23 protein-coding genes, 1 tRNA gene and 3 rRNA genes are annotated in these 26133 nt (G+C 53.8%); 21 read left to right on the plus strand and 6 right to left on the minus strand.

Translation table 11 applies throughout. The features are described from left to right. Positions 1–24: 24 nt before the first annotated feature. Positions 25–1965, minus strand: a complete 1941-nt coding sequence (gene csrD / locus ACMWJS_RS17555; protein ID WP_414747356.1) for an RNase E specificity factor CsrD — start codon at positions 1963–1965, stop codon at positions 25–27. 182 nt (positions 1966–2147) lie between these two features. Here csrD and ACMWJS_RS17560 point away from each other — a divergent pair, with 182 nt between their 5' ends. The 14 genes from ACMWJS_RS17560 to ACMWJS_RS17625 all read left to right on the plus strand — a co-directional run bounded on the left by ACMWJS_RS17560 (position 2148) and on the right by ACMWJS_RS17625 (position 15067). Further along, positions 2148–3122, plus strand: a complete 975-nt coding sequence (locus tag ACMWJS_RS17560) for an MDR family oxidoreductase (RefSeq protein WP_414747357.1) — start codon at positions 2148–2150, stop codon at positions 3120–3122. 77 nt (positions 3123–3199) lie between these two features. Further along, complete coding sequence (msrP, locus tag ACMWJS_RS17565; RefSeq protein WP_048028796.1) at positions 3200–4201, plus strand: protein-methionine-sulfoxide reductase catalytic subunit MsrP; 1002 nt, start codon at positions 3200–3202, stop codon at positions 4199–4201. After that, a complete protein-coding gene (msrQ, locus tag ACMWJS_RS17570; protein WP_024906321.1) occupies positions 4202–4801 on the plus strand; it encodes a protein-methionine-sulfoxide reductase heme-binding subunit MsrQ in 600 nt (199 codons plus the stop codon). A gap of 234 nt (positions 4802–5035) precedes the next feature. Beyond that, positions 5036–5488, plus strand: a complete 453-nt coding sequence (aroQ, locus tag ACMWJS_RS17575) for a type II 3-dehydroquinate dehydratase (protein WP_024906320.1) — start codon at positions 5036–5038, stop codon at positions 5486–5488. 21 nt (positions 5489–5509) lie between these two features. Then, positions 5510–5974, plus strand: a complete 465-nt coding sequence (accB, locus tag ACMWJS_RS17580; protein WP_013098992.1) for an acetyl-CoA carboxylase biotin carboxyl carrier protein — start codon at positions 5510–5512, stop codon at positions 5972–5974. Between the two features lie 10 nt (positions 5975–5984). Next, positions 5985–7334, plus strand: a complete 1350-nt coding sequence (accC, locus tag ACMWJS_RS17585) for an acetyl-CoA carboxylase biotin carboxylase subunit (RefSeq protein ID WP_024906319.1) — start codon at positions 5985–5987, stop codon at positions 7332–7334. Positions 7335–7442: 108 nt separating this feature from the next. Then, the gene (locus ACMWJS_RS17590; protein WP_048028794.1) at positions 7443–7685 is read left to right on the plus strand and encodes a YhdT family protein; all 243 of its coding nucleotides are present in this window, start codon (positions 7443–7445) and stop codon (positions 7683–7685) included. Then, positions 7675–9126, plus strand: coding sequence for a sodium/pantothenate symporter (gene panF / locus ACMWJS_RS17595; protein WP_032650448.1), 1452 nt, complete (start codon positions 7675–7677; stop codon positions 9124–9126). The genes ACMWJS_RS17590 and panF overlap by 11 nt, the downstream gene beginning before the upstream one ends. Positions 9127–9137: 11 nt before the next feature. Continuing rightward, entirely contained in the window at positions 9138–10019 is an 882-nt protein-coding gene (gene prmA, locus ACMWJS_RS17600) for a 50S ribosomal protein L11 methyltransferase (protein ID WP_167213204.1), read from the plus strand. 128 nt (positions 10020–10147) lie between these two features. Next, complete coding sequence (locus ACMWJS_RS17605) at positions 10148–10888, plus strand: carbonic anhydrase (protein ID WP_414747358.1); 741 nt, start codon at positions 10148–10150, stop codon at positions 10886–10888. 330 nt (positions 10889–11218) lie between these two features. Continuing rightward, complete coding sequence (gene dusB / locus ACMWJS_RS17610) at positions 11219–12184, plus strand: tRNA dihydrouridine synthase DusB (RefSeq protein WP_008502861.1); 966 nt, start codon at positions 11219–11221, stop codon at positions 12182–12184. A 23-nt stretch (positions 12185–12207) separates the two neighbouring features. Next, on the plus strand, positions 12208–12504 hold the full coding sequence (fis, locus tag ACMWJS_RS17615) for a DNA-binding transcriptional regulator Fis (protein ID WP_000462905.1): 297 nt from the start codon (positions 12208–12210) through the stop codon (positions 12502–12504). A gap of 177 nt (positions 12505–12681) precedes the next feature. Beyond that, positions 12682–12846: a DUF2556 family protein gene (locus ACMWJS_RS17620; protein WP_008502862.1), complete on the plus strand. Its 165-nt coding sequence runs from the start codon at positions 12682–12684 to the stop codon at positions 12844–12846. A gap of 139 nt (positions 12847–12985) precedes the next feature. Continuing rightward, positions 12986–15067 (plus strand): putative bifunctional diguanylate cyclase/phosphodiesterase, encoded by a 2082-nt coding sequence (locus ACMWJS_RS17625; RefSeq protein WP_045910142.1) that lies wholly within the window; start codon positions 12986–12988, stop codon positions 15065–15067. On the opposite strand, the gene envR is transcribed toward ACMWJS_RS17625, so the two are convergent. After that, positions 14983–15702, minus strand: a complete 720-nt coding sequence (envR, locus tag ACMWJS_RS17630) for an acrEF/envCD operon transcriptional regulator (RefSeq protein ID WP_045910143.1) — start codon at positions 15700–15702, stop codon at positions 14983–14985. The genes ACMWJS_RS17625 and envR overlap by 85 nt on opposite strands. Positions 15703–16092: 390 nt before the next feature. On the opposite strand from envR, the gene ACMWJS_RS17635 reads away from it, so the two are divergent. The 7 genes from ACMWJS_RS17635 to ACMWJS_RS17665 all read left to right on the plus strand — a co-directional run bounded on the left by ACMWJS_RS17635 (position 16093) and on the right by ACMWJS_RS17665 (position 25510). Beyond that, positions 16093–17232, plus strand: a complete 1140-nt coding sequence (locus ACMWJS_RS17635; protein WP_045910144.1) for an efflux RND transporter periplasmic adaptor subunit — start codon at positions 16093–16095, stop codon at positions 17230–17232. An 11-nt stretch (positions 17233–17243) separates the two neighbouring features. Continuing rightward, entirely contained in the window at positions 17244–20357 is a 3114-nt protein-coding gene (locus tag ACMWJS_RS17640; RefSeq protein WP_045910145.1) for an efflux RND transporter permease subunit, read from the plus strand. 304 nt (positions 20358–20661) lie between these two features. Then, positions 20662–20883: a lipoprotein gene (locus ACMWJS_RS17645; protein WP_008502867.1), complete on the plus strand. Its 222-nt coding sequence runs from the start codon at positions 20662–20664 to the stop codon at positions 20881–20883. Between the two features lie 473 nt (positions 20884–21356). Next, positions 21357–22382, plus strand: coding sequence for an amino acid ABC transporter substrate-binding protein (locus tag ACMWJS_RS17650; protein WP_047071242.1), 1026 nt, complete (start codon positions 21357–21359; stop codon positions 22380–22382). Between the two features lie 67 nt (positions 22383–22449). Next, on the plus strand, positions 22450–23631 hold the full coding sequence (locus ACMWJS_RS17655) for an amino acid ABC transporter permease (RefSeq protein WP_248222439.1): 1182 nt from the start codon (positions 22450–22452) through the stop codon (positions 23629–23631). Positions 23632–23640: 9 nt separating this feature from the next. Continuing rightward, a complete protein-coding gene (locus tag ACMWJS_RS17660; protein ID WP_023309439.1) occupies positions 23641–24744 on the plus strand; it encodes an amino acid ABC transporter permease in 1104 nt (367 codons plus the stop codon). 7 nt (positions 24745–24751) lie between these two features. Next, on the plus strand, positions 24752–25510 hold the full coding sequence (locus ACMWJS_RS17665; RefSeq protein WP_014171880.1) for an amino acid ABC transporter ATP-binding protein: 759 nt from the start codon (positions 24752–24754) through the stop codon (positions 25508–25510). A gap of 106 nt (positions 25511–25616) precedes the next feature. Here ACMWJS_RS17665 and rrf (ACMWJS_RS17670) read toward each other — a convergent pair. The 4 genes from rrf (ACMWJS_RS17670) to ACMWJS_RS17685 all read right to left on the minus strand — a co-directional run. Then, positions 25617–25732, minus strand: a 5S ribosomal RNA gene (gene rrf / locus ACMWJS_RS17670). A gap of 43 nt (positions 25733–25775) precedes the next feature. Beyond that, a tRNA-Thr gene (locus ACMWJS_RS17675) sits at positions 25776–25851 on the minus strand. 14 nt (positions 25852–25865) lie between these two features. Further along, a 5S ribosomal RNA gene (gene rrf / locus ACMWJS_RS17680) occupies positions 25866–25981 on the minus strand. 65 nt (positions 25982–26046) lie between these two features. Further along, positions 26047–26133, minus strand: a 23S ribosomal RNA gene (locus ACMWJS_RS17685); the annotation flags it as partial.

Here is a 26133-nt window from a genome sequence, read left to right on the forward strand (position 1 = left end):
CGTGAAAACAGCGTAAACGGCAGGTCAAACAGAGTATCTTTGCAAATATTTTTTCACGTTGGTGTCAAGCGGTTGAGAGGCAGCAAAAAAATCCCCCTGACCACCCATGACACCGCGCTCTGTTAACATCTGCCATTCCCCTCTGGAGCGCACGCCCGTAGCAAATACTTGTGTTCGCGTTCCCTTGCATGCTTCTACCAGACTCTGTACCAGCAGCTGGTTTTCCGTACGCTTCTCAATATTCCTTACCAGCCCTGGATGTAGCTTTAATAACTCCACATCCAGCGCCTTAATCCAGTCGGTACTGACCAGCGTTAAACCTGCCTGCGTCACCGCGACACGCGCACCGAGCGCATTGATCAAACGTACCACCGGACGTAACCGGCTGATGTGTTGACCTACATCGGCCTCAGCAAGTTCAAAAATAATGTGTTTGCGTTGCGATTTTTCGCATTGCATTAATGTATCACGTAGCCAGCGCTGAAAACGTGGGCGTATTAACGACTCCACGGTGACCTGCAGCGCCAGGCTCTCTTCCGGCCAGAAAGATAAAAACGGAATTAACCGGGTAATTTGCTGGCGGTCATACTCTTCGGACAGACCAAATTGCAGGACCATCGGCAGATATTCCGCCGAGATAACCTCTTCCGAACCGTCAAAAATACGACACATCAGTTCACGGTGATGAACGTTGCCGTTTTTCATGACCGCGGGTTTTTGATAAATACGCGGTCCGCCGCGGCTCAGCATTTGCTCAATCAGCGTTCGCCAGCGCACGTTGCCGCGCCCTTTTTCCGGCAGGGAGTCATCATACACCGCCCATCCGTTTGCGCCCTGCAACACGGCGTTGCGGGTGGCCGCTTCCGCATGTTCCATCACCTGTTCTGTCGATTGCCCGCCACGCCAGGCGCAGATCCCCATGTGGACCATATCGTCCCTGTCGAGCATTTTGCTCTGCGGCAGCGCATCCACCGCCTTCAGCAGCTGGCTGGCGATGCTTTCCGACTCTTTCAGCGTTCGGTGCGGCAGCAACACGGCAAAGTCGCTGCGGTGATAGCGGGCCAGCAGCGCACCCGGGTAGCGCATAATAAAGGTGGAGAGCAGGTTGATCAGCGTAAAGAGATTTTCTTCCGCGGCCCGCTGTCCCCAGGTATCGCGCAGGAGATCAAAGTCCGGTAGGCGAATCATCATCACCACCCCGTGCGTCCCCACTTTTTCCGAATCGTCGAGCAGCGTGGCGAGCTGATTATCAAAGAAAAGGCGGTTGTTCAGGCCAGTTTTATTATCCTGGGCGGCATAGGAGCGGATCAGCGAATCCATACGGCTGCGCTGGTCGCTGGCAAACTGGATTTCCGAGAGCAGCGTATCCAGCGCACTGCTGGCGCGTGACGGCCATTCGTGGACGGAACCACGCACATGCGGGCCGCGCTCACCGTTAAGGATCCGCACGGAGCGCATCTCCAGCAGCTCCTGTCCGGAGAGCTGGCGGCGCAGCCAGCGGACCGCGAGAAAGATCAGCAGGACGATAAACGCCACCGCCACGGTGAGCGGCGCGGTGGTCATCATGGAACGGAAATAGCTGGCCATCGGATCGAGGTAGACCATGTGGATGGTCATCCCCGGATTTTTCAGGGAATGCACCGTCACTTCCCGGTACTGGCTCACCACGCCCGCAGGCCGATAACCTCCCGGCCGTTCATGGCTTAACACACGATGTTTTCCCTGCAGAATGTCGATTTGAACAATATCAACAGGTACCATCAACTCATCGAGTTCACGGGTGAGCGCCGGTAGCGGCGTCGTCAGCAGACGCGTATCAATCACCGACGCGACGGACTGCACCCGGTTGACCAGTTTGTCCTGAATGGCGTTGTAAAAGCTCAGAGAGCAGCCCAGAAGGGTGACAAAAATGGTAAGCCCCGTCAGCAAAGTGATAAAAGCTGAGAACTTCGTCGTTAATCGCATCCTTGAGATTACTCCGTGGGTTGATGGGGTAGCGAGTAAGCGCTAACTTGCATTTCGAATGCGGCATACTACCAAATCGGGTGTATCTGGCAATTTATTGCGTTAAATCGGCACTGCGTTTCCCTGAGCGAGTATAGTCTTCAGAAATTATTTTCCAATCATATGAGTCGAGAGGACCCCGTATGCAGGCTTTGATCTTAGAACAGCAGGACGGCAAAACGCTTGCCTCAGTGCAGGCGGTAGAAGAGAGTCGCCTGCCGGAAGGCGAAGTAACCGTCGACATCGACTGGTCCAGTTTAAATTATAAAGATGCGCTGGCGATTACCGGTAAGGGTAAAATCATCCGAAATTTCCCTATGGTGCCAGGTATTGATTTCGCGGGCCGGGTTCATACCAGCGAGGATCCGCGCTTCCACCCGGGCCAGCAGGTGCTGCTCACCGGCTGGGGCGTAGGTGAAAATCACTGGGGCGGGCTGGCCACGCAGGCGCGCGTGAAGGGCGACTGGCTGGTGCCGATGCCGAAAGGCATGGATGGCCGCAAAGCGATGATCGTCGGCACGGCAGGCTTTACCGCGATGCTGTGCGTAATGGCGCTGGAAGAGGCGGGTATCCGCCCTGAATCGGGCGAAATTGTCGTCACCGGTGCCAGCGGGGGCGTGGGGAGCACGGCAGTGACGTTACTGCACAAACTGGGCTATCAGGTCGCGGCGGTTTCCGGTCGTGAAAGCACCCACGATTACCTGCGCCAGCTCGGTGCAAACCGCATTCTCAGCCGTGACGAATTCGCTGAAACCCGTCCGCTGGAAAAACAGGTCTGGGCAGGCGCGGTAGATACCGTCGGTGATAAGGTGCTGGCAAAAGTCCTGGCGCAGATGAACTACGGCGGCTGCGTGGCCGCCTGCGGACTGGCGGGCGGATTTGCCCTGCCCACCACCGTGATGCCATTTATTTTGCGTAACGTCCGCCTGCAGGGTGTGGATTCCGTGATGACTCCAGCGGCTCGCCGTACGCAGGCATGGGAACGTCTGGTACGCGACCTGCCGGAATCCTTCTACACTCAGAGCGCCACGGAGATCACGCTCAGCCAGGCACCGGAGTATGCCAGTAAGATCATCGACAATCAGTTCCACGGTCGAGCGCTGGTGAAAATCGCCTAATCTTCAAATTTTCGTGACATATTCGCGCGAATCCCTCTCCTCCGTCATGCTTAGGAAAACGCATGACGGAGGATGCCATGAAAAACCGAAAACTGACGGAAGCCGACGTAACGTCTGAGTCTGTCTTTATGTTACAGCGCCGCCAGATCCTGAAAATGCTTGGCATCAGCGCCACCGCGCTCTCGCTCTCGCCGGCAGCACACGCCGACCTGCTCGACTGGTTTAAAGGCAACGATCGGCCGAAGGCCCCTTCCGGCGCCCCGCTCACCTTTACGAAACCCGCCCAATGGCAGAACAAACTCGCGCTTACGCCAGAAGATAAAGTCACCGGCTACAACAACTTCTACGAATTTGGTCTCGACAAGGCCGATCCTGCCGCCAACGCCGGTAGCCTCAAAACCGATCCGTGGACGCTGAAGATTGAGGGCGAAGTGGCGAAACCTCTGACGCTGGATCATCACGATCTGACCACCCGTTTCCCGCTCGAAGAGCGTATCTACCGTATGCGCTGTGTGGAAGCCTGGTCGATGGTGGTGCCCTGGATTGGCTTCCCGCTGCATAAATTACTGGCGATGGTTGAGCCCACCAGCAACGCAAAATATGTCGCCTTCCAGACGCGCTATGCGCCGGACGAGATGCCTGGACAAAAAGACCGGTTTATTGGCGGCGGGCTTGAGTATCCGTATGTGGAAGGGTTACGCCTCGATGAGGCGATGCACCCGCTTACCCTGCTGACCGTCGGCGTGTACGGCAAGGCGCTTCCGCCGCAGAACGGTGCCCCCATTCGTTTAACCGTACCGTGGAAATACGGTTTCAAAGGAATTAAGTCCATCGTCAGCATTAAGCTCACCCGCGAGCGCCCGCCAACCACCTGGAATCTGGCGGCCCCGGACGAATACGGTTTCTTCGCCAACGTTAACCCGCATGTGGATCACCCGCGCTGGTCGCAGGCGACCGAGCGGTTTATCGGTTCCGGCGGTGCGCTGGACGTGAAGCGTCAGCCCACGCTGCTGTTTAACGGTTATGCGGATGAAGTGGCCTCGCTGTACCGTGGCCTCAATTTACGGGAGAACTTCTGAGTGCGTTTAACGGCAAAACAGATTACCTGGCTGAAAGTGCTTCTGCATCTGGCCGGGCTGCTTCCTTTTATATGGCTGTTCTGGGCCGCCAGCCAGGGGCTCTTTAGCGCCGATCCGGCCAAGGATATCCAGCATTTTACCGGTCGGATGGCTCTGAAATTTTTGCTGGCCACCTTGCTCGTCTCGCCGCTGGCGCGCTACGCTAAACAGCCACTATTGATACGCACCCGTCGGTTGTTAGGGCTATGGTGTTTTGCCTGGGCGACGCTGCATCTCACCAGCTATGCCCTGCTGGAGTTGGGAATTAACAATCTGGCACTGCTTGGCCGCGAACTGGTGACACGCCCTTATCTGACGCTGGGTATTGTGAGCTGGGTGATTTTACTGGCGTTAGCGCTGACCTCCACGCAATATGCACAGCGAAAACTGGGCAGGCGCTGGCAGCTGCTGCACAACTTCGTCTATCTTGTCGCGATCCTCGCCCCTATTCATTACCTGTGGTCGGTGAAGATCCTCTCCCCGCAGCCGGTCCTGTACGCACTGGCCGCCGTGGCGCTTTTAGCATGGCGTTACAAGAAGTTCCGCCAGTGGTTGCGATAGTGCGCGAAACTGTGCGTTTTCCCGCATATTCCCCGTCAACCGCAAATCTTTTTCGGATAGCGGTTGATAATCTTCCCTGATAAGACCAGTATTTAGCTGCTAAATGCTACGAAATCGTTATAATGTGCGACCTTGGTTCGCCTGACAGCGGTTTTAAGCCTCTGAAAAGGTGACATTTGCGTTTCGAAGGTATATTTTGTTTTTTACCCGAAAATCGCAGGAGATAGCGGCATAATGACTGATAAGTTCCATATCTTAGTTTTGAACGGACCGAACCTGAACATGCTCGGAACCCGTGAGCCAGAGAAGTACGGCACGCTGACATTGAGTGAAATTGTTAACCGTCTGGGAACGGAAGCAGCGTCACTGAATGTGGATTTGGATCATTTTCAGTCGAATGCGGAGTACGCAATCATCGACCGTATTCATCAGGCTAAAGACAATGTGGACTATATCCTGATCAATCCGGCCGCGTTTACGCACACCAGTGTTGCTATCCGCGACGCACTGCTCGCGGTGAGTATCCCGTTTATCGAGATCCACCTGAGTAACGTGCACGCCCGAGAGCCGTTCCGCCACCATTCTTATCTGTCAGATATCGCTGCTGGCGTTATCTGTGGACTGGGCGCTGACGGCTATTCATACGCTTTACAGACAGCGGTAAAACGCTTGTCACAATCACACTAAACAAGAGTACGGAACCCACTCATGGATATTCGTAAGATTAAAAAACTGATCGAGCTGGTTGAAGAATCAGGCATCTCCGAACTGGAAATTTCTGAAGGCGAAGAGTCTGTACGCATCAGCCGTGCAGCCCCAGCCGCTAGCTTCCCGGTAATGCAGCAGGCTTATGCTGCGCCAGTGCAGCAGCCTGCGCTCTCCGCAGCCGTTGCGCCAGCAGCAACTGAAGCCGCACCTGCCGCTGCAGCAGAAATCAGTGGTCACATCGTACGTTCCCCAATGGTTGGTACTTTCTACCGCACCCCGAGCCCGGACGCGAAGGCGTTCATCGAAGTGGGTCAGAAAGTCAACGTAGGCGATACCCTGTGCATCGTTGAAGCGATGAAAATGATGAACCAGATCGAAGCAGACAAATCAGGTACTGTGAAAGCGATTCTGGTCGAAAGTGGTCAGCCGGTTGAATTTGACGAGCCGCTGGTCGTCATCGAGTAACGAGGCGAACATGCTGGATAAAATTGTTATCGCCAACCGCGGCGAGATTGCTCTGCGTATTCTTCGTGCCTGTAAAGAACTGGGCATCAAGACCGTCGCGGTGCACTCAAGCGCGGATCGCGATTTAAAACACGTATTGCTGGCGGATGAGACGGTCTGTATTGGCCCGGCTCCGTCCGTAAAAAGCTATCTGAACATCCCGGCTATCATCAGCGCCGCTGAAATCACCGGCGCGGTGGCAATTCATCCGGGTTACGGCTTCCTCTCTGAGAACGCCAACTTTGCTGAGCAGGTTGAACGCTCTGGCTTCATCTTCATCGGTCCGAAAGCCGACACCATCCGCCTGATGGGCGACAAAGTGTCTGCAATCACCGCGATGAAAAAAGCCGGTGTGCCAACCGTACCAGGCTCTGACGGCCCTCTGACCGACGACATGGATGCTAACCGTGCTCATGCTAAACGCATTGGCTACCCGGTTATCATCAAGGCGTCTGGCGGCGGCGGCGGTCGCGGTATGCGCGTTGTGCGTAGCGATGCCGACCTGGCGCAGTCCATCTCCATGACCAAAGCTGAAGCGAAAGCCGCTTTCAGCAATGACATGGTATACATGGAAAAATACCTGGAAAACCCACGCCACATCGAAATTCAGGTGCTGGCTGACGGTCAGGGTAACGCGATCTATCTGGCAGAACGTGACTGCTCCATGCAGCGTCGTCACCAGAAAGTGGTCGAAGAAGCGCCAGCACCGGGTATTACCCCGGAACTGCGTCGCTACATCGGCGAGCGTTGCGCCAAAGCGTGTGTCGATATCGGCTATCGCGGGGCGGGTACCTTTGAGTTCCTGTTCGAAAACGGCGAGTTCTATTTCATCGAAATGAACACCCGTATTCAGGTTGAACACCCGGTTACCGAAATGATCACCGGCGTTGACCTGATCAAAGAACAGCTGCGTATCGCTGCAGGCCAGCCGCTCTCCATCAAGCAGGAAGAAGTTGTGGTGAAAGGCCATGCGATCGAGTGTCGTATCAACGCCGAAGACCCGAACACCTTCCTGCCAAGCCCGGGTAAAATCACGCGTTTCCACGCGCCGGGTGGTTTTGGTGTGCGCTGGGAGTCTCATATCTACGCCGGTTACACCGTACCGCCGTACTATGACTCAATGATCGGCAAGCTCATCTGCTACGGCGAAAACCGTGACGTGGCAATTGCCCGCATGAAGAACGCCCTGCAGGAGCTGATCATCGACGGTATCAAAACCAACGTTGATCTGCAGATGCGTATCATGAGCGACGAGCACTTCCAGAATGGTGGAACCAACATCCACTATCTCGAGAAGAAACTCGGTCTTAACGAGAAGTAAGACTGCGCGCGCACGAAAAGGCCGGATTATCCGGCCTTTTTTATTTCTGGGGCCTGGAAAGCCTCATCATGTACAATCCCCGCTTTCTTCATCCACAAGGGACAAAAAATGGACAAACGTTTTGTTCAGGCCCATAAAGAAGCGCGCTGGGCGCTGTGGCTGACCCTTCTCTATCTCGCCGCATGGTTAGTAACTGCTTACTTACCGAATTCAGCCTCCGGTATCACCGGCCTGCCGCACTGGTTTGAAATGGCGTGTCTGCTGGTACCGTTGATTTTCATTTTGCTCAGCTGGCTGATGGTGCGCTTTATCTTCCGCGATTTCCCGCTGGAGGATCGTGATGCAAACTGAAATCATCACCGTACTGGTTGTCTATTTGATCGTGGTATTTGGCCTCTCTTTCTATGCCATGCGCAAACGCAGTACCGGATCGTTCCTGAGCGAATATTTCCTCGGCAGCCGTTCGATGGGCGGGTTTGTGCTGGCGATGACGTTGACCGCCACGTACGTGAGCGCCAGTTCGTTCATTGGCGGGCCGGGCGCGGCGTATAAATACGGGCTGGGCTGGGTACTGCTGGCCATGATCCAGGTGCCCACGATCTGGCTGTCACTGGGTATTCTGGGCAAAAAATTTGCCATACTCGCTCGCCGCTATAACGCCATTACGCTAAACGATATGCTGCAGGCACGTTATCAGAGCCGCGCGGTGGTCTGGATTGCCAGTATCAGCCTGATTGTCGCCTTCGTCGGCGCCATTGCCGTTCAGTTTATTGGCGGCGCGCGACTGCTGGAAACGGCAGCGGGTATTAAGTACGAGACCGGGCTGCTCATCTTCGGGATCACGATTGCGCTGTACACCGCGTTTGGCGGCTTCCGCGCCAGCGTGCTGAACGATACCATGCAGGGCATGGTGATGCTGATAGGCACCCTTGTGCTGCTGGTCGGCGTCATCTACGCGGCCGGTGGATTACACAATGCGGTGCAAACGCTGGAGCAGATCGATCCTAAACTGGTCAGCCCTCATGGTGCTGATGATATCCTGACGCCCGCGTTTATGACCTCCTTCTGGGTGCTGGTCTGCTTCGGGGTTATCGGTCTGCCGCACACCGCCGTGCGCTGTATCTCCTATAAAGACAGCAAAGCCGTTCATCGGGGAATTGTGATTGGTACCGTCGTTGTCGCGCTGCTGATGCTGGGTATGCATCTGGCGGGCGCGCTGGGACGGGCCGTATTACCTCACCTGACCGTGCCGGATCAGGTGATCCCTACGCTGATGGTGCAGGTACTGCCCCCGTGGGCCGCAGGTTTGTTCCTTGCTGCACCGATGGCGGCCATCATGTCTAACGTTAACGCGCACCTGCTGCAGGCTTCCGCCACTATCATCAAAGATCTGTGGCTTAGCGCGCGTCCGGCTAAAATGCATAATGAGCAAAAGCTGAAACGCATCTCGACCTGGACCACGCTGGTGCTCGGCATTCTGATGATGTTAGCCGCATGGCGCCCGCCGGAGATGATCATCTGGCTGAACCTGCTGGCGTTTGGTGGGCTTGAAGCGGTATTCCTGTGGCCGCTGGTGTTAGGGCTCTACTGGGAGCGTGCAAACGCGGCGGGCGCGCTGAGCGGCATGATTGTCGGCGGCGTGCTGTACGCCGTCCTCGCAACGTTTAAGATTCAGTACCTGGGCTTCCATCCGATTGTGCCTTCGTTACTGCTAAGTTTACTGGCGTTTGTGGTGGGGAACCGTTTTGGTCAGCCCGTCCCACAGCCCGCTATGATTTCTACTGATAAATAAAGAGTTTTGCCATGCCGTGGATCCAACTAAAACTGAACACAACCGGCGCTAACGCCGAGGAACTGAGCGATGCGCTGATGGAGGCCGGCTCGGTCTCTATCACCTTCCAGGACACGCATGACACGCCGGTCTTTGAGCCTCTGCCGGGCGAAACACGCCTGTGGGGCGATACCGACGTTATCGGCCTGTTTGATGCTGAAACCGACATGAAAGAGGTCGTCGCGATTCTGGAAAACCACCCTCTGCTGGGCGCTGGGTTTGCGCACAAAATCGAACAGCTGGAAGACAAAGACTGGGAACGCGAGTGGATGGATAACTTCCACCCGATGCAGTTCGGCAAGCGTCTGTGGATCTGCCCGAGCTGGCGCGAGGTTCCTGATGAAAACGCGGTTAACGTCATGCTCGATCCGGGTCTGGCGTTTGGTACCGGCACCCATCCCACGACGTCCCTGTGCCTGCAGTGGCTGGATGGTCTCGATCTGGACGGTAAGACGGTGATCGACTTCGGCTGTGGATCCGGGATCCTCGCGATTGCCGCCCTGAAATTGGGTGCGGCTAAAGCCATCGGGATCGATATCGATCCGCAGGCCATTCAGGCCAGCCGCGACAACGCCGAGCGTAACGGCGTTTCCGATCGTCTGGAGCTGTATCTGCCGGATGCGCAGCCAGAAGCCATGAAAGCCGACGTGGTGGTCGCAAACATTCTGGCAGGCCCACTGCGTGAGCTGGCCCCGTTAATCAGCGTGCTGCCCGTTGAGGGCGGTCTGCTGGGGCTTTCGGGTATCCTGGCAAGCCAGGCGGACAGCGTGTGCGAAGCCTACGCCGATCTTTTCACTCTCGACCCGGTGGTGGAGAAAGAAGAGTGGTGTCGTATTACCGGTCGTAAAAAATAAGCATTTGGCGTGGTCATCTGACCACGCCTTTCTTCCGCTGATAATCCTCTCTCCCTCTGCCATTCTTCGGTAAAATAACCACACAAATCATGTTGATTTGTATTATAAAAATTCACCGGAAGAATATGATGAAACACATTACAGGCAAGGCAGCGCTGCTGGCGCTGAGCATGGTTTCGGCTTCAGCATTTGCGTCACACTGGAGCTACGAAGGGGAAGGTTCACCGGAACACTGGGGCGAACTGGACGAAGCTTACAAGACCTGTCAAAGCGGAATGAACCAGTCTCCAATTAATATTGATTCAACCGCTAACGCCCATCTCTCCCCGCTTAAAACGCACTACATTGATGGCCCAGTGGGGCTGACAAACAATGGCCATACCATCCAGGCCAGCGAAAAGGCAGATACCCGCAACACGATCACCCTGGACAAGCAAACCTGGACGCTACAGCAGTTCCACTTCCATGCGCCGAGCGAAAACACCGTGCACGGCAAAAAGTACGCGATGGAGATGCATCTGGTTCATAAAAACAGCGCGGGTGAGCTGGCCGTGGTGGCCGTCATGTTTGATAAAGGTGCTGCGAATCCGGAGCTGGATAAGCTGTGGAGCGTGATGCCGCAGCAGGCTGAACAGAACGTAACCCTTGAGAAGGATCTCAACCTGAACAAACTGCTGCCAAAGGTGAAAACCTACTGGCGTTTTAGTGGCTCGTTGACCACGCCACCGTGTTCTGAAGGGGTCACCTGGATCGTGCTCAAACAGCCGTTAACCGTCTCAGCAGAACAGCTTGAGAAATTTACTCATACCATGCATCACGATAATAACCGTCCGGTACAGTCTCTGCATGGGCGTGTTGTGGTCGAATAACGCCCATCCTGAGGCTTAAGATCATGTTCTAAAATGCGACGCAGATCGCAAAGAAGAGGGAAAATCTGCTGCTAAAAACAGCAGATTATCCCGCTGAGGTAAGCCGTTTATTCAGAAATGATGAGAAGTTACGGGAAATTGTAAGCGCCCATAAAATAGCCATTCCCACATAACATAATGATTTAAATAGTGAATAATTCTTAACGGAAAGATTGAGCGGCGATTCCTTGATCTACAACAGTGGATTGTTCAAAGTTTGGCCTTTCATCTCGTGCAAAAAATGCGTAATATACGCCGCCTTGCAGTCACAGTATGGTCATTTCTTAACTCATGCGCATCGGACACCACCAGCTTAGAAATCGCCTGATCGCAGCCCCTATGGCAGGTATTACCGACCGGCCGTTCAGGACGCTGTGCTATGAGATGGGAGCCGGTTTAACCGTATCCGAGATGATGTCGTCTAACCCGCAGGTTTGGGAAAGCGATAAATCCCGCCTTCGGATGGTGCACATTGATGAACCGGGTATTCGCACCGTGCAAATTGCCGGAAGCGTGCCTGAAGAGATGGCAGATGCCGCGCGTATCAACGTGGAAAGTGGTGCCCAGATTATTGATATCAATATGGGGTGCCCGGCCAAAAAAGTGAATCGCAAGCTTGCAGGTTCAGCCCTTCTGCAATACCCCGACCAGGTGAAAGCTATCCTGACGGCGGTTGTCAGCGCAGTGGACGTTCCTGTTACGTTAAAGATTCGCACGGGTTGGTCGCCGGAACACCGTAACTGTGTAGAGATTGCCCAACTGGCCGAAGACTGTGGCATTCAGGCCCTGACCATTCATGGACGCACGCGCGCCTGTTTGTTCAACGGTGAAGCTGAATACGACAGCATTCGGGCAGTTAAGCAGAAAGTTTCCATTCCGATTATCGCGAATGGCGACATAACTGACCCGCTTAAAGCCAGAGCTGTGCTCGACTATACGGGAGCTGATGCTCTGATGATAGGACGTGCCGCTCAGGGAAGACCCTGGATCTTTCGGGAAATCCAGCATTATCTGGACACTGGAGAGCTGCTTGCTCCACTGCCTCTGGCAGAGGTTAAGCGCTTGCTTTGTTCGCATGTTCGGGAACTGCATGACCACTACGGTCAGGCGAAAGGGTACCGAATTGCGCGTAAACACGTTTCCTGGTATCTCCAGGAGCACGCTCCAGATGACCAGTTTCGGCGCACATTCAACGCCATAGAGGATGCCAGCGAACAGCTGGAGGCGTTGGAGGCATACTTCGAAAATCTTGCGTAATGAAATAAAGAGCTGACAGAACTATGTTCGAACAACGCGTAAATTCTGACGTACTGACCGTTTCTACCGTTAACTCTCAGGACCAGGTAACTCAAAAGCCCCTGCGTGACTCGGTTAAACAGGCACTGAAGAACTATTTTGCTCAACTGAACGGTCAGGATGTTAATGACCTGTATGAGCTGGTACTGGCTGAAGTTGAACAGCCACTGTTGGACATGGTGATGCAATACACCCGCGGTAACCAAACCCGCGCTGCGCTGATGATGGGTATCAACCGTGGTACTCTGCGTAAGAAACTGAAAAAATACGGCATGAACTGATACTAATCAGTTAAATGCTTGTTTAAAAAGGCGCTCTTCGGCATGGGGAAGCGCCTTTTTTATTTCCTGCTTCAGTCCGTCAACGCTTTGTAAACCTTCGCTTATCCCGCTTTAAAACCGCTGCTTTTGGTGTATATTTCCCCCACTCTACTGGCGCTCTTCTCGCGGAATGACACAATGATTCGTAAATACTGGTGGCTGGTTGTCTTTGCAATCTCCGTTCTGATTTTCGATGCACTCCTGATGCAGTGGATTGAACTGATGAGCACCGAAACCGATAAGTGTCGCAATATGAACTCCGTGAATCCCCTGAAACTCGTGAACTGCTCAGAGCTCGACTAATCGCCTGATTGCGCAAATCTCCCCGTTATTACCCACTAAAAACGGGGATTTAAATCCCTTTGAGCCATTACCCGACGGTGATAATGTCTCGCCCTTCTCAACCGCTCTAGCGTAACCTCACACTCGAGTAGAACCGTCCATGCTGGTCAGCCAATACAACCATATCCTTGTTGTCCTCTCCTTTGTTGTCGCCATTCTTGCCGCATATACCGCACTGAATATGGCGGCACGTGTCGCCGGGAGTCAGGGCGTCGCTGCCCGCGTCTGGCTGGCTGGTGGCGGTATTGCAATGGGCATAGGCGTGTGGGCCATGCATTTTATCGGCATGCTGGCGATGGACCTCTCCATGAGCATGAGCTACAACGCCACCCTGACGGTGTTATCGATGGTCATCGCCGTGGGGTCGTCACTATTTGCGCTCTGGCTCGTTAGCTGCGATCGGTTACGCTTGCGCCGTCTGCTGCCCGGTGCGCTGGTGATGGGAAGCGGTATTGTTGCCATGCATTACACCGGCATGGCTGCGCTGGAGGTGATGCCCGGGATTATCTGGGACAAGGTCTGGGTGGCCATTTCGGTCGCCATTGCGCTTGCCGCTTCACTCGCTGCATTATGGCTGACCTTCCGCCTGCGTCACGATGCCGCTCAGGTCGTGCTGATGCGCACGGGTGCCGCCATCACCATGGGCATTGCCATTGCCGGGATGCACTACGCCGGGATGAAAGCCGCACAGTTTCCGATGTCCACAATGGTTCACCATGAGGGTATCAACGGGAGCTGGCTGGCGGTGCTGGTTAGCGTCGTCGCGCTCTCTATTCTTGGGATTACCTTGCTGGTATCAATGCTGGATGCCCGCCTTCAGGCACGTACCGCCCTTCTGGCCTCGTCACTTGCAGAAGCTAACCGGGAACTCGCACAACTGGCCCTGCACGATACCCTGACGCGTCTGCCCAACCGTATCCTGCTGGAAGACCGACTCGATCAGGCCATCAGCAAAGCCGATCGTGAAGGGACCCATTTCGCCCTGATGTTCATGGATCTCGACGGTTTTAAAGCCATCAATGACGCTTACGGCCATGATGTTGGTGACAAGCTGCTGATTGCCGTTACGGAGCGTCTGCTGCATCTCCTGAAGGGCCAGTTCACCCTGGCACGTATCGGCGGTGATGAGTTTGTTCTGCTGGCTGAGGGAGAAGGCCCGGACGATGCGGCATCGCTGGCGAATTCGCTGGTGCGCGCGATCGATAGCCCGTTCAACCTCGACCACTATGAACTGGTGGTGACCCTCAGCATTGGGATCGCGCTGTATCCTCACGACGGCAAAACCGAACGTGAGCTCATGTTTAACGCCGACGCGGCGATGTACCATACCAAGCACATGGGCCGGAACGGTTACCACTTTTTCCAGCCCTCGATGAATACGCTGGCGCAGACCCATCTTCAGTTGATGAACGATCTGTGGATGGCGATCGATCGCAATGAGCTACGCCTGCTGTACCAGCCAAAATTTCACGCCCCCGCCGGCCCTATCCTTGGATTTGAGGCGTTATTGCGCTGGCAGCATCCTAAGCAGGGGTTACTGACCCCGGACCTTTTCCTGCCGCTGGCGGAGAAAACGGGGCTGATTATCCCTATCGGCAACTGGGTAATTAATGAAGCCTGTCGCCAGCTGCGTGAATGGCATCTTCAGGGACATCAAAGCTGGTCAATGGCGGTAAACCTGTCGACGCTGCAGTTTGAACAGCCTTCGCTGGTCAACACGGTTCTCAACTGTCTGGCACTTCATCATGTGCCACCAGAAATGTTGATCCTGGAAGTGACGGAAACCACGGCAATGAGCAACCCGGATGAAAGTGTACGGGTGCTGACAGAGCTGACGGAAGCGGGCGTAAAGGCCTCCATTGATGATTTTGGTACCGGATATTCGAGCCTGCTGTACCTCAAGCGCTTACCGGCCTGTGAATTGAAAATCGACAGGGCGTTCGTGAAAGAGCTAAGCGGGGAAAGCGAGGATGCCACCATTGTCTCAGCGATTGTGGCCCTCGCCAAAACACTCAACCTGAAAGTCGTGGCTGAAGGTGTAGAAACCGAAGCACAGCAAGCCTTTTTAACCGAGCTGGGTTGCAACACCCTTCAGGGTTATCTGTTAGGTAAACCCGTCAGCGCGCAAACCATTGAGGCACTTTGCGCGCGAGGGGAAATGTTACCTGGCGCTGAGCTGTAAGCATCATCATGAGGCGATACGCGAATGACAGGCAGTGTCGCCAGAATGCTATCGACCAGGGCGGGAGCCTGCTGAAAAAGATTGAAACTGTCGTTATTCATTAACCAGTTTTTAATGATTCCGCTAAAAAAACCGTGGAATACGATCAGGGTCAGATCAACATTTACCTTTGGCGAAATGATGTTACGTGAAATACACGCCTCCAGCGTGGCACGCAGCGTGTCATAATTGAACCCAATCCGTTTTCTTATCTCACTCTCAGAAATCATATCACTGCTAAATTCACATTTGTGATACAGAATTTGTAAAAGGGCACATTGTCGGGGCTCACGCGCAATATACTGCAGCGCAGTAATAAATTGCTCACGAAGTATTAACAATGGATCATCACCTTCGGAAAGGGAAAGCCGGTCGCGAATAATGTCGCGAAGCGGTAATTGCTGCTCCCAGATGGCATTAAATATTTCGGCTTTACTGGTGAAGTGCCAGTAAATGGCACCGCGCGTCACCTTTGCGGCATCCGCGATGTCCGTCAGCGTCGTGTTGGCTACGCCACGCGTCGCAAACTGGCCGATAGCCGCCTCAATCAGCTGCTGTCGGGTTTGTTGAGCTTCTTCTTTCTTTTTACGCGCCATAGACAACTACTCGCTACTCACAAGATTTATACGTAACACAGGGGTCAGGAGAAAGAAAGTATTCACCAAATTCCGTTTTAATTTTGCACAAAAAAAGTCAATCTTCTTAATTTATAGCTTAGCTAAATACATATTTAAGTTTAAATTCACAACATGAATAATTAAATCACGTTAAGCGCTATTTAACTGATTAGCTTGCCGGAAGATGACGGAGAAATAAACCGAGCCTGATTCTGATTTTTCTGCTCAGACCTTGTCATCCGCACTTATAAATTAAAAAACATTAAATACCCTCATTATTATACGCAGCTACATTTTATTTTTTTATCCCGCTGCCCCTGCTACCGATTCACGCCAAATATCGGTTTCCGGGTATTTAAAGGACCAGTAATGACGAATCATTTCAGACGCTTACCTTTAGCCGGTTTCATTGTCTGCGCTGCACTGCTCTCAGGATGCGATGGCCAGGAAAACCAACCGCAACATCCGCAGGCCCCCCAGGTCAGCGTGCATATTGTGAAAAGCGCACCGCTGGCTGTCACCACTGAACTCCCGGGCAGAACTGATGCGTTCCGCGTGGCAGAGGTTCGTCCGCAGGTTAGCGGTATTATCCTGCGCCGCAACTTCACGGAAGGCAGCGATGTAAAAGCCGGGGATTCGCTTTATCAGATTGATCCTGCTACCTATCAGGCGGCTTACGATAACGCGAAAGGCGAGCTGGCGAAGGCCCAGGCGGCGGCCAATATTGCACACCTGACGGTGAAACGTTATCTCCCGCTGGTCGGCACACAGTATGTCAGCAAGCAAGAGTATGACCAGGCCGTCGCCACGGCCCAGCAGGCAGATGCCAGCGTCGTCGCCGCCAAAGCGGGCGTTGAAAGTGCACGCATCAATCTTGCCTATACCAAAGTGACGTCTCCCGTCGATGGCCGCATCGGCAAATCCAGCGTGACGGAAGGCGCGCTCGTGACGAACGGACAAACCGCGGCGCTGGCAACGGTCCAGCAGCTTGATCCGATTTACGTTGATGTGACCCAGTCCAGTAATGATTTTATGCGTCTGAAGCAGACGAGCCTACAAAAAGGCGATACCGCCAGCAGCGTTGAACTACTGATGGAGAACGGGCAGCCCTATCCGCTGAAAGGCACATTGCAGTTCTCCGACGTCACGGTGGATGAAAGTACCGGCTCGATTACCCTGCGCGCCATTTTCCCGAATCCTCAACATCTGCTGTTACCCGGTATGTTCGTTCGCGCCCGCATTGATGAAGGTACACAGCCGGATGCGATACTGGTTCCCCAGCAAGGCGTGACCCGCACACCGCGAGGCGATGCCACCGTGATGGTGGTGAACGATAAAAATCAGGTTGAGTCTCGCACCGTCGTTGCGCCACAGGCGATTGGTGACCGCTGGCTGGTAACGGAAGGGCTGAAAAACGGTGACCGCGTGATTGTCAGCGGACTACAGAAGGTCAGACCGGGCGTAACCGTCGTCGCTACGCCTGATACCACCACCGCTCCGGCCAGTTAAGGGACGACGACATGGCTAATTTCTTTATTCAGAGACCGGTTTTCGCCTGGGTACTTGCCATCATTTTGATGATTGCAGGCGGACTGGCCATTCTCAAACTTCCCGTCGCACAGTATCCGACCATTGCACCTCCCGCCGTGGCGATATCCGCGACCTACCCGGGAGCAGATGCCCAGACGGTACAGGATACCGTGACCCAGGTTATCGAACAGAACATGAACGGTATCGATAACCTGATGTATATGTCCTCCACCAGCGATTCAGCGGGTAACGTCACGATCACCCTGACCTTCGAGTCCGGAACCGATCCGGACATCGCCCAGGTGCAGGTGCAGAACAAGCTGCAGCTCGCCATGCCGCTGCTGCCGCAAGAGGTGCAGCAGCAGGGGATTGGCGTTGAGAAGTCCAGCAGCAGCTTCCTGCTGGTTGCCGGTTTTGTATCAGACAACAAAAACCTGACGCAGGATGACATCTCCGACTATGTCGCCTCGAACGTCAAAGATGCCATCAGCCGAACATCTGGCGTCGGTGACGTGCAGCTGTTTGGCGCCCAGTATGCGATGCGTATCTGGCTCGACAGCAATGCGATGAACAAATACCAGCTGACACCGCTGGATATCATCAACCAGCTGAAAACGCAGAACGACCAGATAGCGGCAGGCCAGTTGGGCGGGACGCCGTCCATCCCGGGACAACAGCTGAATGCCTCGATCATCGCGCAAACCCGTCTGAAATCACCGGAAGAGTTCGGTCGCGTGACGCTCAAGGTGAACCAGGACGGCTCGATGGTGCATCTGAAGGATGTGGCTCGCATTGAGCTGGGTGGCGAAAACTACAACATGGTGACAAAAATCAACGGGCAGGCGGCAACCGGCCTGGGGATTAAGCTGGCAACCGGGGCCAATGCGCTGGATACGGCAGCAGCCATCAAGAGCAAGCTGGCACAACTGCAGCCGTTCTTCCCGCAGGGGCTCAAAGTCGTCTACCCCTATGACACCACACCGTTTGTGAAAATCTCTATCCACGAAGTGGTGAAGACCCTGTTTGAGGCGATCGTTCTCGTCTTCCTGGTCATGTACCTGTTCCTGCAAAATCTGCGGGCAACGCTCATCCCGACGATTGCGGTTCCGGTCGTTCTGCTGGGTACCTTCGCGGTTCTGGCGGCGTTCGGTTTCTCCATCAATACCCTGACAATGTTCGGCATGGTGCTGGCGATAGGCCTGCTGGTTGATGATGCTATTGTGGTCGTCGAGAACGTTGAACGCGTCATGGTCGAGGACAAGCTGCCGCCTAAAGAGGCCACGCAGAAGTCGATGGGGCAGATTCAGGGTGCGCTGGTGGGGATCGCCATGGTGCTCTCGGCGGTCTTTATCCCGATGGCCTTTTTTGGCGGCTCGACGGGGGCGATCTATCGCCAGTTCTCGCTGACTATCGTTTCCGCGATGGCGTTGTCCGTACTGGTTGCGCTAATCCTGACGCCTGCACTCTGTGCAACGTTGCTTAAGCCCGTATCCGCCGATCATCATGAGAAAAAAGGGGGTTTCTTCGGCTGGTTTAATGCGCTTTTTGATAAGAGCGTGGAGCACTACAGTCACAGCGTGAGCGGTATCTTGCGCAAAACCGGGCGCTATCTGGTGGTATACGTCATTATTGTCGGTGGGATGGCGGTGCTCTTCCTGCGCTTACCCACCTCCTTCCTCCCCGAAGAGGATCAGGGGGTGTTTATGACGATGGTTCAGCTGCCTGCGGGGGCAACCCAGACGCGTACTCAGCAGGTCCTCGACCAGGTTCAGGACTACTACCTGAATAAAGAGAAGGCGAATGTTGAATCCGTCTTTACCGTAAACGGCTTTAGCTTTAGTGGCCAGGGCCAGAACTCCGGTATTGCCTTCATCAGCCTGAAGCCCTGGGAGGAGCGTCCTGGGGCACAAAATGGGGTCGAGGCGATTGTGGGTCGTGCGACGAAAGCCTTTAGTCAGATTAAAGACGGCCTTGTTTTCCCGTTTAACCTGCCTGCCATTATTGAGCTGGGTACCGCCACGGGCTTCGACTTTGAACTGATCGATCAGGCTAACCTCGGACATACCCAGCTGACGCAGGCGCGTAACCAGCTGCTCGGCATGGTGAAAGAGCACCCCGACCTGCTGGTACGCGTGCGTCCTAACGGTCTGGAGGATACGCCACAGTTCAAGCTGGACGTCGACCAGGAGAAAGCCCAGGCGCTGGGCATCAGTCTTTCTGACGTCAACCAGACGATTTCGACAGCCTTAGGCGGCACCTATGTGAATGACTTTATCGATCATGGGCGCGTGAAAAAGGTCTACGTCCAGGCTGATGCAAAATTCCGTATGTTGCCAGGAGATATTAACAACCTTTACGTGCGCAGTGCGAACGGGGAAATGGTGCCGTTCTCAGCCTTTAGCAACGCTCACTGGGTTTACGGTTCACCTCGTCTGGAGCGCTATAACGGAATGCCCTCTATGGAGATCCTCGGTGAATCAGCCCCGGGTAAAAGTACCGGCGAAGCCATGGCTATGATGGAAAGCCTCGCGGCAAAACTGCCTTCCGGCATCGGTTATGACTGGACAGGAATGTCTTACCAGGAGCGACTTTCGGGTAACCAGGCGCCTGCACTGTACGCCATCTCACTGATCGTGGTGTTCCTGTGTCTTGCGGCGCTGTATGAAAGCTGGTCCATTCCGTTCTCCGTCATGCTGGTTGTGCCGTTGGGGGTCATCGGGGCGCTTCTCGCAGCATCACTGCGCGGGTTAAACAATGACGTCTATTTCCAGGTCGGCCTGCTGACCACGATTGGTCTGTCAGCGAAAAACGCCATTTTGATCGTCGAATTTGCTAAGGACCTGATGGAGAAAGAGGGTAAAGGCATCATTGAGGCCACGCTGGAGGCGTCAAGGATGCGCCTTCGACCAATCCTGATGACGTCTCTGGCCTTTATACTGGGCGTCATGCCGCTGGTGATCAGCTCTGGGGCAGGGAGCGGTGCGCAAAACGCCGTCGGTACGGGCGTGATGGGGGGAATGCTTTCCGCAACGCTGCTGGCGATTTTCTTCGTACCCGTCTTCTTTGTGGTGGTCCGTCGACGCTTTACCCGCCATAAAGATTAACATTTCCCTAAAAAGGCACCTCTGGTGCCTTTTTTATTTTTAACATAAACAATGAATTAGGCATTAAGCAAAACTAATGTTAAAAACACGATGATTTGCATTAAGTAAAAATACTCTCTTGCAGCTTCAAAATGTCTCCATTAATTCGTCCTGAAATCGATTTTTCTCCACGATTTTTACAAACTACATAATTTGAGATTATTCCTCGTGTAACGCGGACTTACCCCGGTGGTAAAATAACCTCCAGTTCGTTAATTGCCCTCCTGGCTTTATAGCGGATGAGAAATAATATTGAGGTAACATCATGAAAAGATTCATTTCCGTTGCACTACTCGCTGCGCTGCTTGCTGGTTGCGCGCACGACTCTCCATGTGTACCGGTTTACGACGACCAGGGCCGACTGGTTCATACCAATACCTGTATGAAAGGCACCACCCAGGATAACTGGGAAACTGCGGGTGCTATCGCCGGCGGTGCTGCCGCAGTGGCAGGTTTGACGCTGGGTATTGTTGCCCTGACGAAGTAACAGCTGTTAACAACCCGCGGCTCTGGCCGCGCTTTTGCTTTTAATCAGTGCACTATTTTCATATAAGTAAAAAAATAGCCCCGTATTTATTCGCGCTGTTCATTTCATCCTGAAACCAGTCACATCTTTTTCGTATACTCATTTAAATTACCGGTTCTATTGTGATGATTTTCACACATTAATATTATTGACTACCCTGCCAATATTCACGCTGGAAACTATCTTGTCTTTTTCCTGGCGCGACTCAAAACTTTTGCTCCAATTTGTGGCACAGGTTGTAATTTCGCACCGTTTCAGGGCGCTCGTTTTATTTAAGCCTGTCTACACTCAGCATTAAGCGTTCACTCATCTCTTATTTTGTCGAACGCAAAACTGGCATTACGTTTGCTTTATAAACGTTGGCCAACGCCACAGACAGGTAAAGCGTTTAAAAACGCCTCTATAACGATAAATTTCGCCACACAGGATGCATTATGAAAAAGACGATGATAGCCAGCCTGGCCGCTGCAGGCATGATGTTTGCCGTAGCCGGTCAAGCCCATGCGGGAACGACACTGGATGCCGTTAAAAAGAAAGGTTTTGTTCAATGCGGTATCAGTGACGGTTTGCCTGGCTTCTCTTATGCCGATGCGAACGGCAAATTTACCGGTATCGATGTGGACGTCTGCCGTGGCGTTGCTGCCGCCGTTTTTGGTGATGACAGCAAAGTAAAATATACCCCGCTGACGGCGAAAGAACGCTTTACGGCGCTGCAGTCCGGTGAGGTTGACATGCTCTCCCGTAATACCACCTGGACTTCCTCCCGCGACGCGGGGATGGGGATGTCATTCACGGGCGTGACCTATTATGACGGTATCGGCTTCCTGACCCACAATAAAGCGGGCCTGAAAAGCGCCAAAGAGCTGGATGGCGCTACCGTTTGTATTCAGGCGGGCACCGATACCGAGCTGAACGTCGCCGATTATTTCAAAGCAAATAACATGAAATACACGCCAGTGACATTCGACCGCTCGGATGAGTCGGCCAAAGCGCTGGAATCCGGCCGTTGCGACACGCTGGCCTCTGACCAGTCACAGCTGTATGCCTTACGCATTAAGCTGAGCAATCCTGCAGAATGGATTGTTCTGCCTGAAGTGATCTCCAAAGAACCTCTCGGACCGGTGGTACGTCGTGGCGATGAAGACTGGTTCTCCATTGTTCGCTGGACGCTGTTTGCCATGCTGAACGCAGAAGAGATGGGCATCAACTCGAAAAACGTGGATGAGAAAGCGGCTAAACCATCCAACCCGGATATGGCACACCTGCTGGGTACAGAAGGTGATTTCGGCAAGGATCTGAAGCTGGATAACAAGTGGGCCTACAACATCATCAAACAGGTGGGCAACTACTCTGAGATCTTTGAACGCAACGTGGGATCGGAAAGCCCGCTGAAGATCAAACGCGGCCAGAACAATCTCTGGAACAACGGCGGTATTCAGTACGCACCACCAGTACGTTAAGTCATAGCTGTAACGGGCACTGCTCTGGCAGTGCCCACTCCAGAGTCATGGTTACTGAGGTTTCTTTATGTCCCATCGCCGCTCAGCCGTAAAAGGATCGCTATCCTTTTCTCATCCCGCGGTCCGCGCCTGGCTATTCCAGATTATTGCTATTGTTGCGGTTGTTCTCATCGCCGTGTATCTCATCCATAACACCATCACCAACCTGAATAATCGCGGCATTACCTCCGGTTTCGCGTTTTTAGATCGCAGCGCGGGGTTTGGCATTGTTCAGCATCTTATTGATTACCAGGAAGGTGACACGTATGGACGCGTGTTCGTGGTCGGTTTACTGAATACGCTGCTGGTATCGGCGCTTTGTATCGTCTTCGCGTCGATACTGGGCTTCTTTATTGGCCTGGCACGTCTTTCTGAAAACTGGCTCCTGCGGAAGCTGTCGACTGTTTATATTGAAACGTTCCGCAATATCCCCCCGCTCCTGCAGATCTTCTTCTGGTATTTTGCCGTATTGCGTAACCTACCCGGCCCCCGTCAGGCCGTCGACGCGTTTGAGCTTTTTTTCCTGAGCAACCGTGGGCTGTCCATTCCTTCTCCTCTGCCAGGTGAAGGTCTGTACGCTTTTATCGGCGCGATTGCGATCGCGCTTGCTCTCACTACTGGGATATTCCGCTTTAACCGCACGCATCAGATCAAAACCGGCCAGCTTCGCAGAACCTGGCCCACGGCAGTCGTCCTGATCGTTAGCCTGCCGCTGGTGGCTCACTGGCTGTTTGGGGCCGCACTGCACTGGGACATTCCCCATCTGCGGGGATTCAACTTTCAGGGCGGGATGGTATTAATTCCTGAGCTGGCAGCTCTGACATTGGCGCTATCGATTTATACCTCAGCCTTTATCGCTGAGATTATTCGTGCCGGGATCCAGGCCGTACCTTACGGACAGCACGAGGCGGCACGCTCACTGGGATTACCCCATACCGTGACGCTTCGCCAGGTCATCATCCCGCAGGCTTTACGGGTCATCATTCCCCCTCTGACCAGCCAGTATCTTAATATTGTCAAAAACTCGTCGCTGGCCGCTGCCATTGGTTATCCCGATATGGTGTCACTCTTCGCCGGAACCGTGCTTAACCAGACCGGACAAGCCATTGAAACCATCGCCATCACCATGTCTGTCTATCTGATCATCAGCCTGGTAATTTCACTGCTGATGAACCTCTATAACCGTCGTATAGCACTGGTCGAGCGCTAAGGATTTATGATGACAAAAGCGATACTGTCGCACTCCTCGCGCCCTGCCAACTCGACAGGTGGACGTTTCATTCTCTGGGCGCGCAAGAATCTGTTCTCCAGCTGGAGTAACAGCCTGCTGACGATTGTCTGCCTGTGGCTCATGTGGGAGTTGATTCCTCCCCTGCTGAACTGGGCGTTTTTACAGGCCAACTGGGTCGGTTCAACCCGGGCAGACTGTACAAAAGCCGGCGCCTGCTGGGTGTTTATCCATGAACGCTTCGGTCAGTTCATGTATGGGTTGTATCCGCATGAACAGCGCTGGCGGATTAATCTGGCGCTGGTTATCGGTCTGCTCTCTGTCGCAGTCATGTTCTGGAAAAAGCTGCCTCACCGTGGACGCTATATTGCCGTCTGGGCGGTGGTTTATCCGATTATTGTCTGGGTGCTGCTGTATGGCGGTTTTCTGGGGCTGGAACGTGTTGAAACACGCCAGTGGGGCGGGCTGACGCTGACGTTGATTATCGCATCAGTGGGGATAGCCGGTGCTCTGCCGTGGGGGATTCTACTTGCTCTGGGGCGACGTTCAAAAATGCCGATCGTCCGCGTGCTCTCCGTTATCTTCATTGAGTTCTGGCGCGGCGTACCGCTTATCACCGTCCTGTTTATGTCGTCGGTCATGCTGCCGCTGTTTATGGCTGAAGGCACAACGATCGACAAACTGATCCGTGCCCTGGTCGGGGTAATTCTCTTCCAGTCCGCCTATGTTGCAGAAGTTGTGCGCGGTGGTCTGCAGGCGTTGCCTAAAGGCCAGTACGAAGCGGCAGAATCACTGGCGCTCGGCTACTGGAAAACGCAGGGGCTGGTCATTCTTCCCCAGGCACTCAAGCTGGTCATCCCGGGTCTGGTCAACACGATCATTGCCCTCTTCAAGGATACCAGCCTGGTGATCATCATCGGATTGTTCGATCTCTTTAGCAGCGTGCAGCAGGCAACCGTTGACCCTGTCTGGCTGGGCATGTCCACCGAAGGATATGTCTTTGCTGCCCTGATCTACTGGATCTTTTGTTTTAGCATGTCGCGCTACAGCCAGCATCTGGAAAAGCGCTTTAACACCGGGCGTACACCGCACTGAGGAAAATATGAGCCAAATAACTATGACACCCGCCGACGCGATGATTACGCTGGAAAACGTGAACAAATGGTACGGACAGTTTCATGTCCTGAAGGACATTAATCTCAAGGTCAAGCAGGGCGAACGCATCGTCCTGTGCGGCCCTTCCGGGTCCGGGAAATCCACAACCATTCGCTGCATTAACCATCTTGAAGAGCATCAGCAAGGACGCATCGTGGTTGATGGTATCGAGCTGAATGAAGATATCCGCAATATCGAACGCGTGCGTCAGGAAGTGGGAATGGTCTTTCAGCACTTTAATCTGTTTCCGCACCTGACCGTTCTGCAGAACTGTACGCTTGCACCGATTTGGGTACGGAAGATGCCGAAAAAGGAAGCCGAGGCGCTGGCAATGCACTACCTGGAGCGCGTACGTATCGCAGAGCATGCGAATAAGTTCCCTGGCCAGATATCGGGTGGCCAGCAGCAGCGTGTGGCTATCGCCCGTTCACTGTGTATGAAACCGAAAATTATGCTGTTTGATGAACCGACATCAGCTCTCGATCCGGAAATGGTGAAGGAGGTTCTGGATACCATGATTGGGCTGGCACAATCCGGCATGACCATGCTGTGCGTGACGCATGAGATGGGTTTTGCGCGAACTGTAGCCGACCGGGTGATCTTTATGGACCGTGGGGAGATTGTTGAGCAGGCGCCGCCGGATGAGTTCTTTGCACATCCGAAGTCAGAACGTACGCGAGCATTCCTGTCGCAGGTGATTCATTAATCTGCTGTTTTTGCCCGGTGGCGCTGCGCTTACCGGGCCTACCGTTTTCACGAGATTCATAACGCAAAAAGGCCATCCTTTCGGATGGCCTTTTCACTTGTTTGATGTCTGGCAGTTCCCTACTCTCACATGGGGATACCCCACACTACCATCGGCGCTACGGCGTTTCACTTCTGAGTTCGGCATGGGGTCAGGTGGGACCACCGCGCTAAAGCCGCCAGACAAATTCTTTTACTTCTTGCCGAACTTTAACCTAAGTATAAAGTGGTGCTGATACCCAGAGTCGAACTGGGGACCTCACCCTTACCAAGGGTGCGCTCTACCAACTGAGCCATATCAGCACGCTAAATTTGATGCCTGGCAGTTCCCTACTCTCACATGGGGAGACCCCACACTACCATCGGCGCTACGGCGTTTCACTTCTGAGTTCGGCATGGGGTCAGGTGGGACCACCGCGCTAAAGCCGCCAGGCAAATTCTGTTAATCTGTATCAAAGCTGAAAATCTGTCTCTTCGCCAAAACATCTTCGGCGTTGTAAGGTTAAGCCTCACGGTTCATTAGTATCGGTTAGCTCAACGCATCGCTGCGCTTACACACCCGACCTATCAACGTCGTCGTCTTCA

The sequence above is a fragment of the Enterobacter sp. HK-058-C-ECC genome (assembly GCF_047531125.1).
Classification (GTDB): Bacteria; Pseudomonadota; Gammaproteobacteria; order Enterobacterales; family Enterobacteriaceae; genus Enterobacter; species Enterobacter quasiroggenkampii.

Excerpts from the sequence above, each read along its gene's own strand:
- csrD (WP_414747356.1), bottom strand. The coding sequence starts at position 1,965 with ATGCGATTAACGACGAAGTTCTCAGCTTTTATCACTTTGCTGACGGGG.
- ACMWJS_RS17560 (WP_414747357.1), top strand. The coding sequence starts at position 2,148 with ATGCAGGCTTTGATCTTAGAACAGCAGGACGGCAAAACGCTTGCCTCA.
- msrP (WP_048028796.1), top strand. The coding sequence starts at position 3,200 with ATGAAAAACCGAAAACTGACGGAAGCCGACGTAACGTCTGAGTCTGTC.
- aroQ (WP_024906320.1), top strand. The coding sequence starts at position 5,036 with ATGACTGATAAGTTCCATATCTTAGTTTTGAACGGACCGAACCTGAAC.
- accB (WP_013098992.1), top strand. The coding sequence starts at position 5,510 with ATGGATATTCGTAAGATTAAAAAACTGATCGAGCTGGTTGAAGAATCA.
- accC (WP_024906319.1), top strand. The coding sequence starts at position 5,985 with ATGCTGGATAAAATTGTTATCGCCAACCGCGGCGAGATTGCTCTGCGT.
- ACMWJS_RS17590 (WP_048028794.1), top strand. The coding sequence starts at position 7,443 with ATGGACAAACGTTTTGTTCAGGCCCATAAAGAAGCGCGCTGGGCGCTG.
- panF (WP_032650448.1), top strand. The coding sequence starts at position 7,675 with ATGCAAACTGAAATCATCACCGTACTGGTTGTCTATTTGATCGTGGTA.
- prmA (WP_167213204.1), top strand. The coding sequence starts at position 9,138 with ATGCCGTGGATCCAACTAAAACTGAACACAACCGGCGCTAACGCCGAG.
- ACMWJS_RS17605 (WP_414747358.1), top strand. The coding sequence starts at position 10,148 with ATGAAACACATTACAGGCAAGGCAGCGCTGCTGGCGCTGAGCATGGTT.
- dusB (WP_008502861.1), top strand. The coding sequence starts at position 11,219 with ATGCGCATCGGACACCACCAGCTTAGAAATCGCCTGATCGCAGCCCCT.
- fis (WP_000462905.1), top strand. The coding sequence starts at position 12,208 with ATGTTCGAACAACGCGTAAATTCTGACGTACTGACCGTTTCTACCGTT.
- ACMWJS_RS17620 (WP_008502862.1), top strand. The coding sequence starts at position 12,682 with ATGATTCGTAAATACTGGTGGCTGGTTGTCTTTGCAATCTCCGTTCTG.
- ACMWJS_RS17625 (WP_045910142.1), top strand. The coding sequence starts at position 12,986 with ATGCTGGTCAGCCAATACAACCATATCCTTGTTGTCCTCTCCTTTGTT.
- envR (WP_045910143.1), bottom strand. The coding sequence starts at position 15,702 with ATGGCGCGTAAAAAGAAAGAAGAAGCTCAACAAACCCGACAGCAGCTG.
- ACMWJS_RS17635 (WP_045910144.1), top strand. The coding sequence starts at position 16,093 with ATGACGAATCATTTCAGACGCTTACCTTTAGCCGGTTTCATTGTCTGC.
- ACMWJS_RS17640 (WP_045910145.1), top strand. The coding sequence starts at position 17,244 with ATGGCTAATTTCTTTATTCAGAGACCGGTTTTCGCCTGGGTACTTGCC.
- ACMWJS_RS17645 (WP_008502867.1), top strand. The coding sequence starts at position 20,662 with ATGAAAAGATTCATTTCCGTTGCACTACTCGCTGCGCTGCTTGCTGGT.
- ACMWJS_RS17650 (WP_047071242.1), top strand. The coding sequence starts at position 21,357 with ATGAAAAAGACGATGATAGCCAGCCTGGCCGCTGCAGGCATGATGTTT.
- ACMWJS_RS17655 (WP_248222439.1), top strand. The coding sequence starts at position 22,450 with ATGTCCCATCGCCGCTCAGCCGTAAAAGGATCGCTATCCTTTTCTCAT.
- ACMWJS_RS17660 (WP_023309439.1), top strand. The coding sequence starts at position 23,641 with ATGACAAAAGCGATACTGTCGCACTCCTCGCGCCCTGCCAACTCGACA.
- ACMWJS_RS17665 (WP_014171880.1), top strand. The coding sequence starts at position 24,752 with ATGAGCCAAATAACTATGACACCCGCCGACGCGATGATTACGCTGGAA.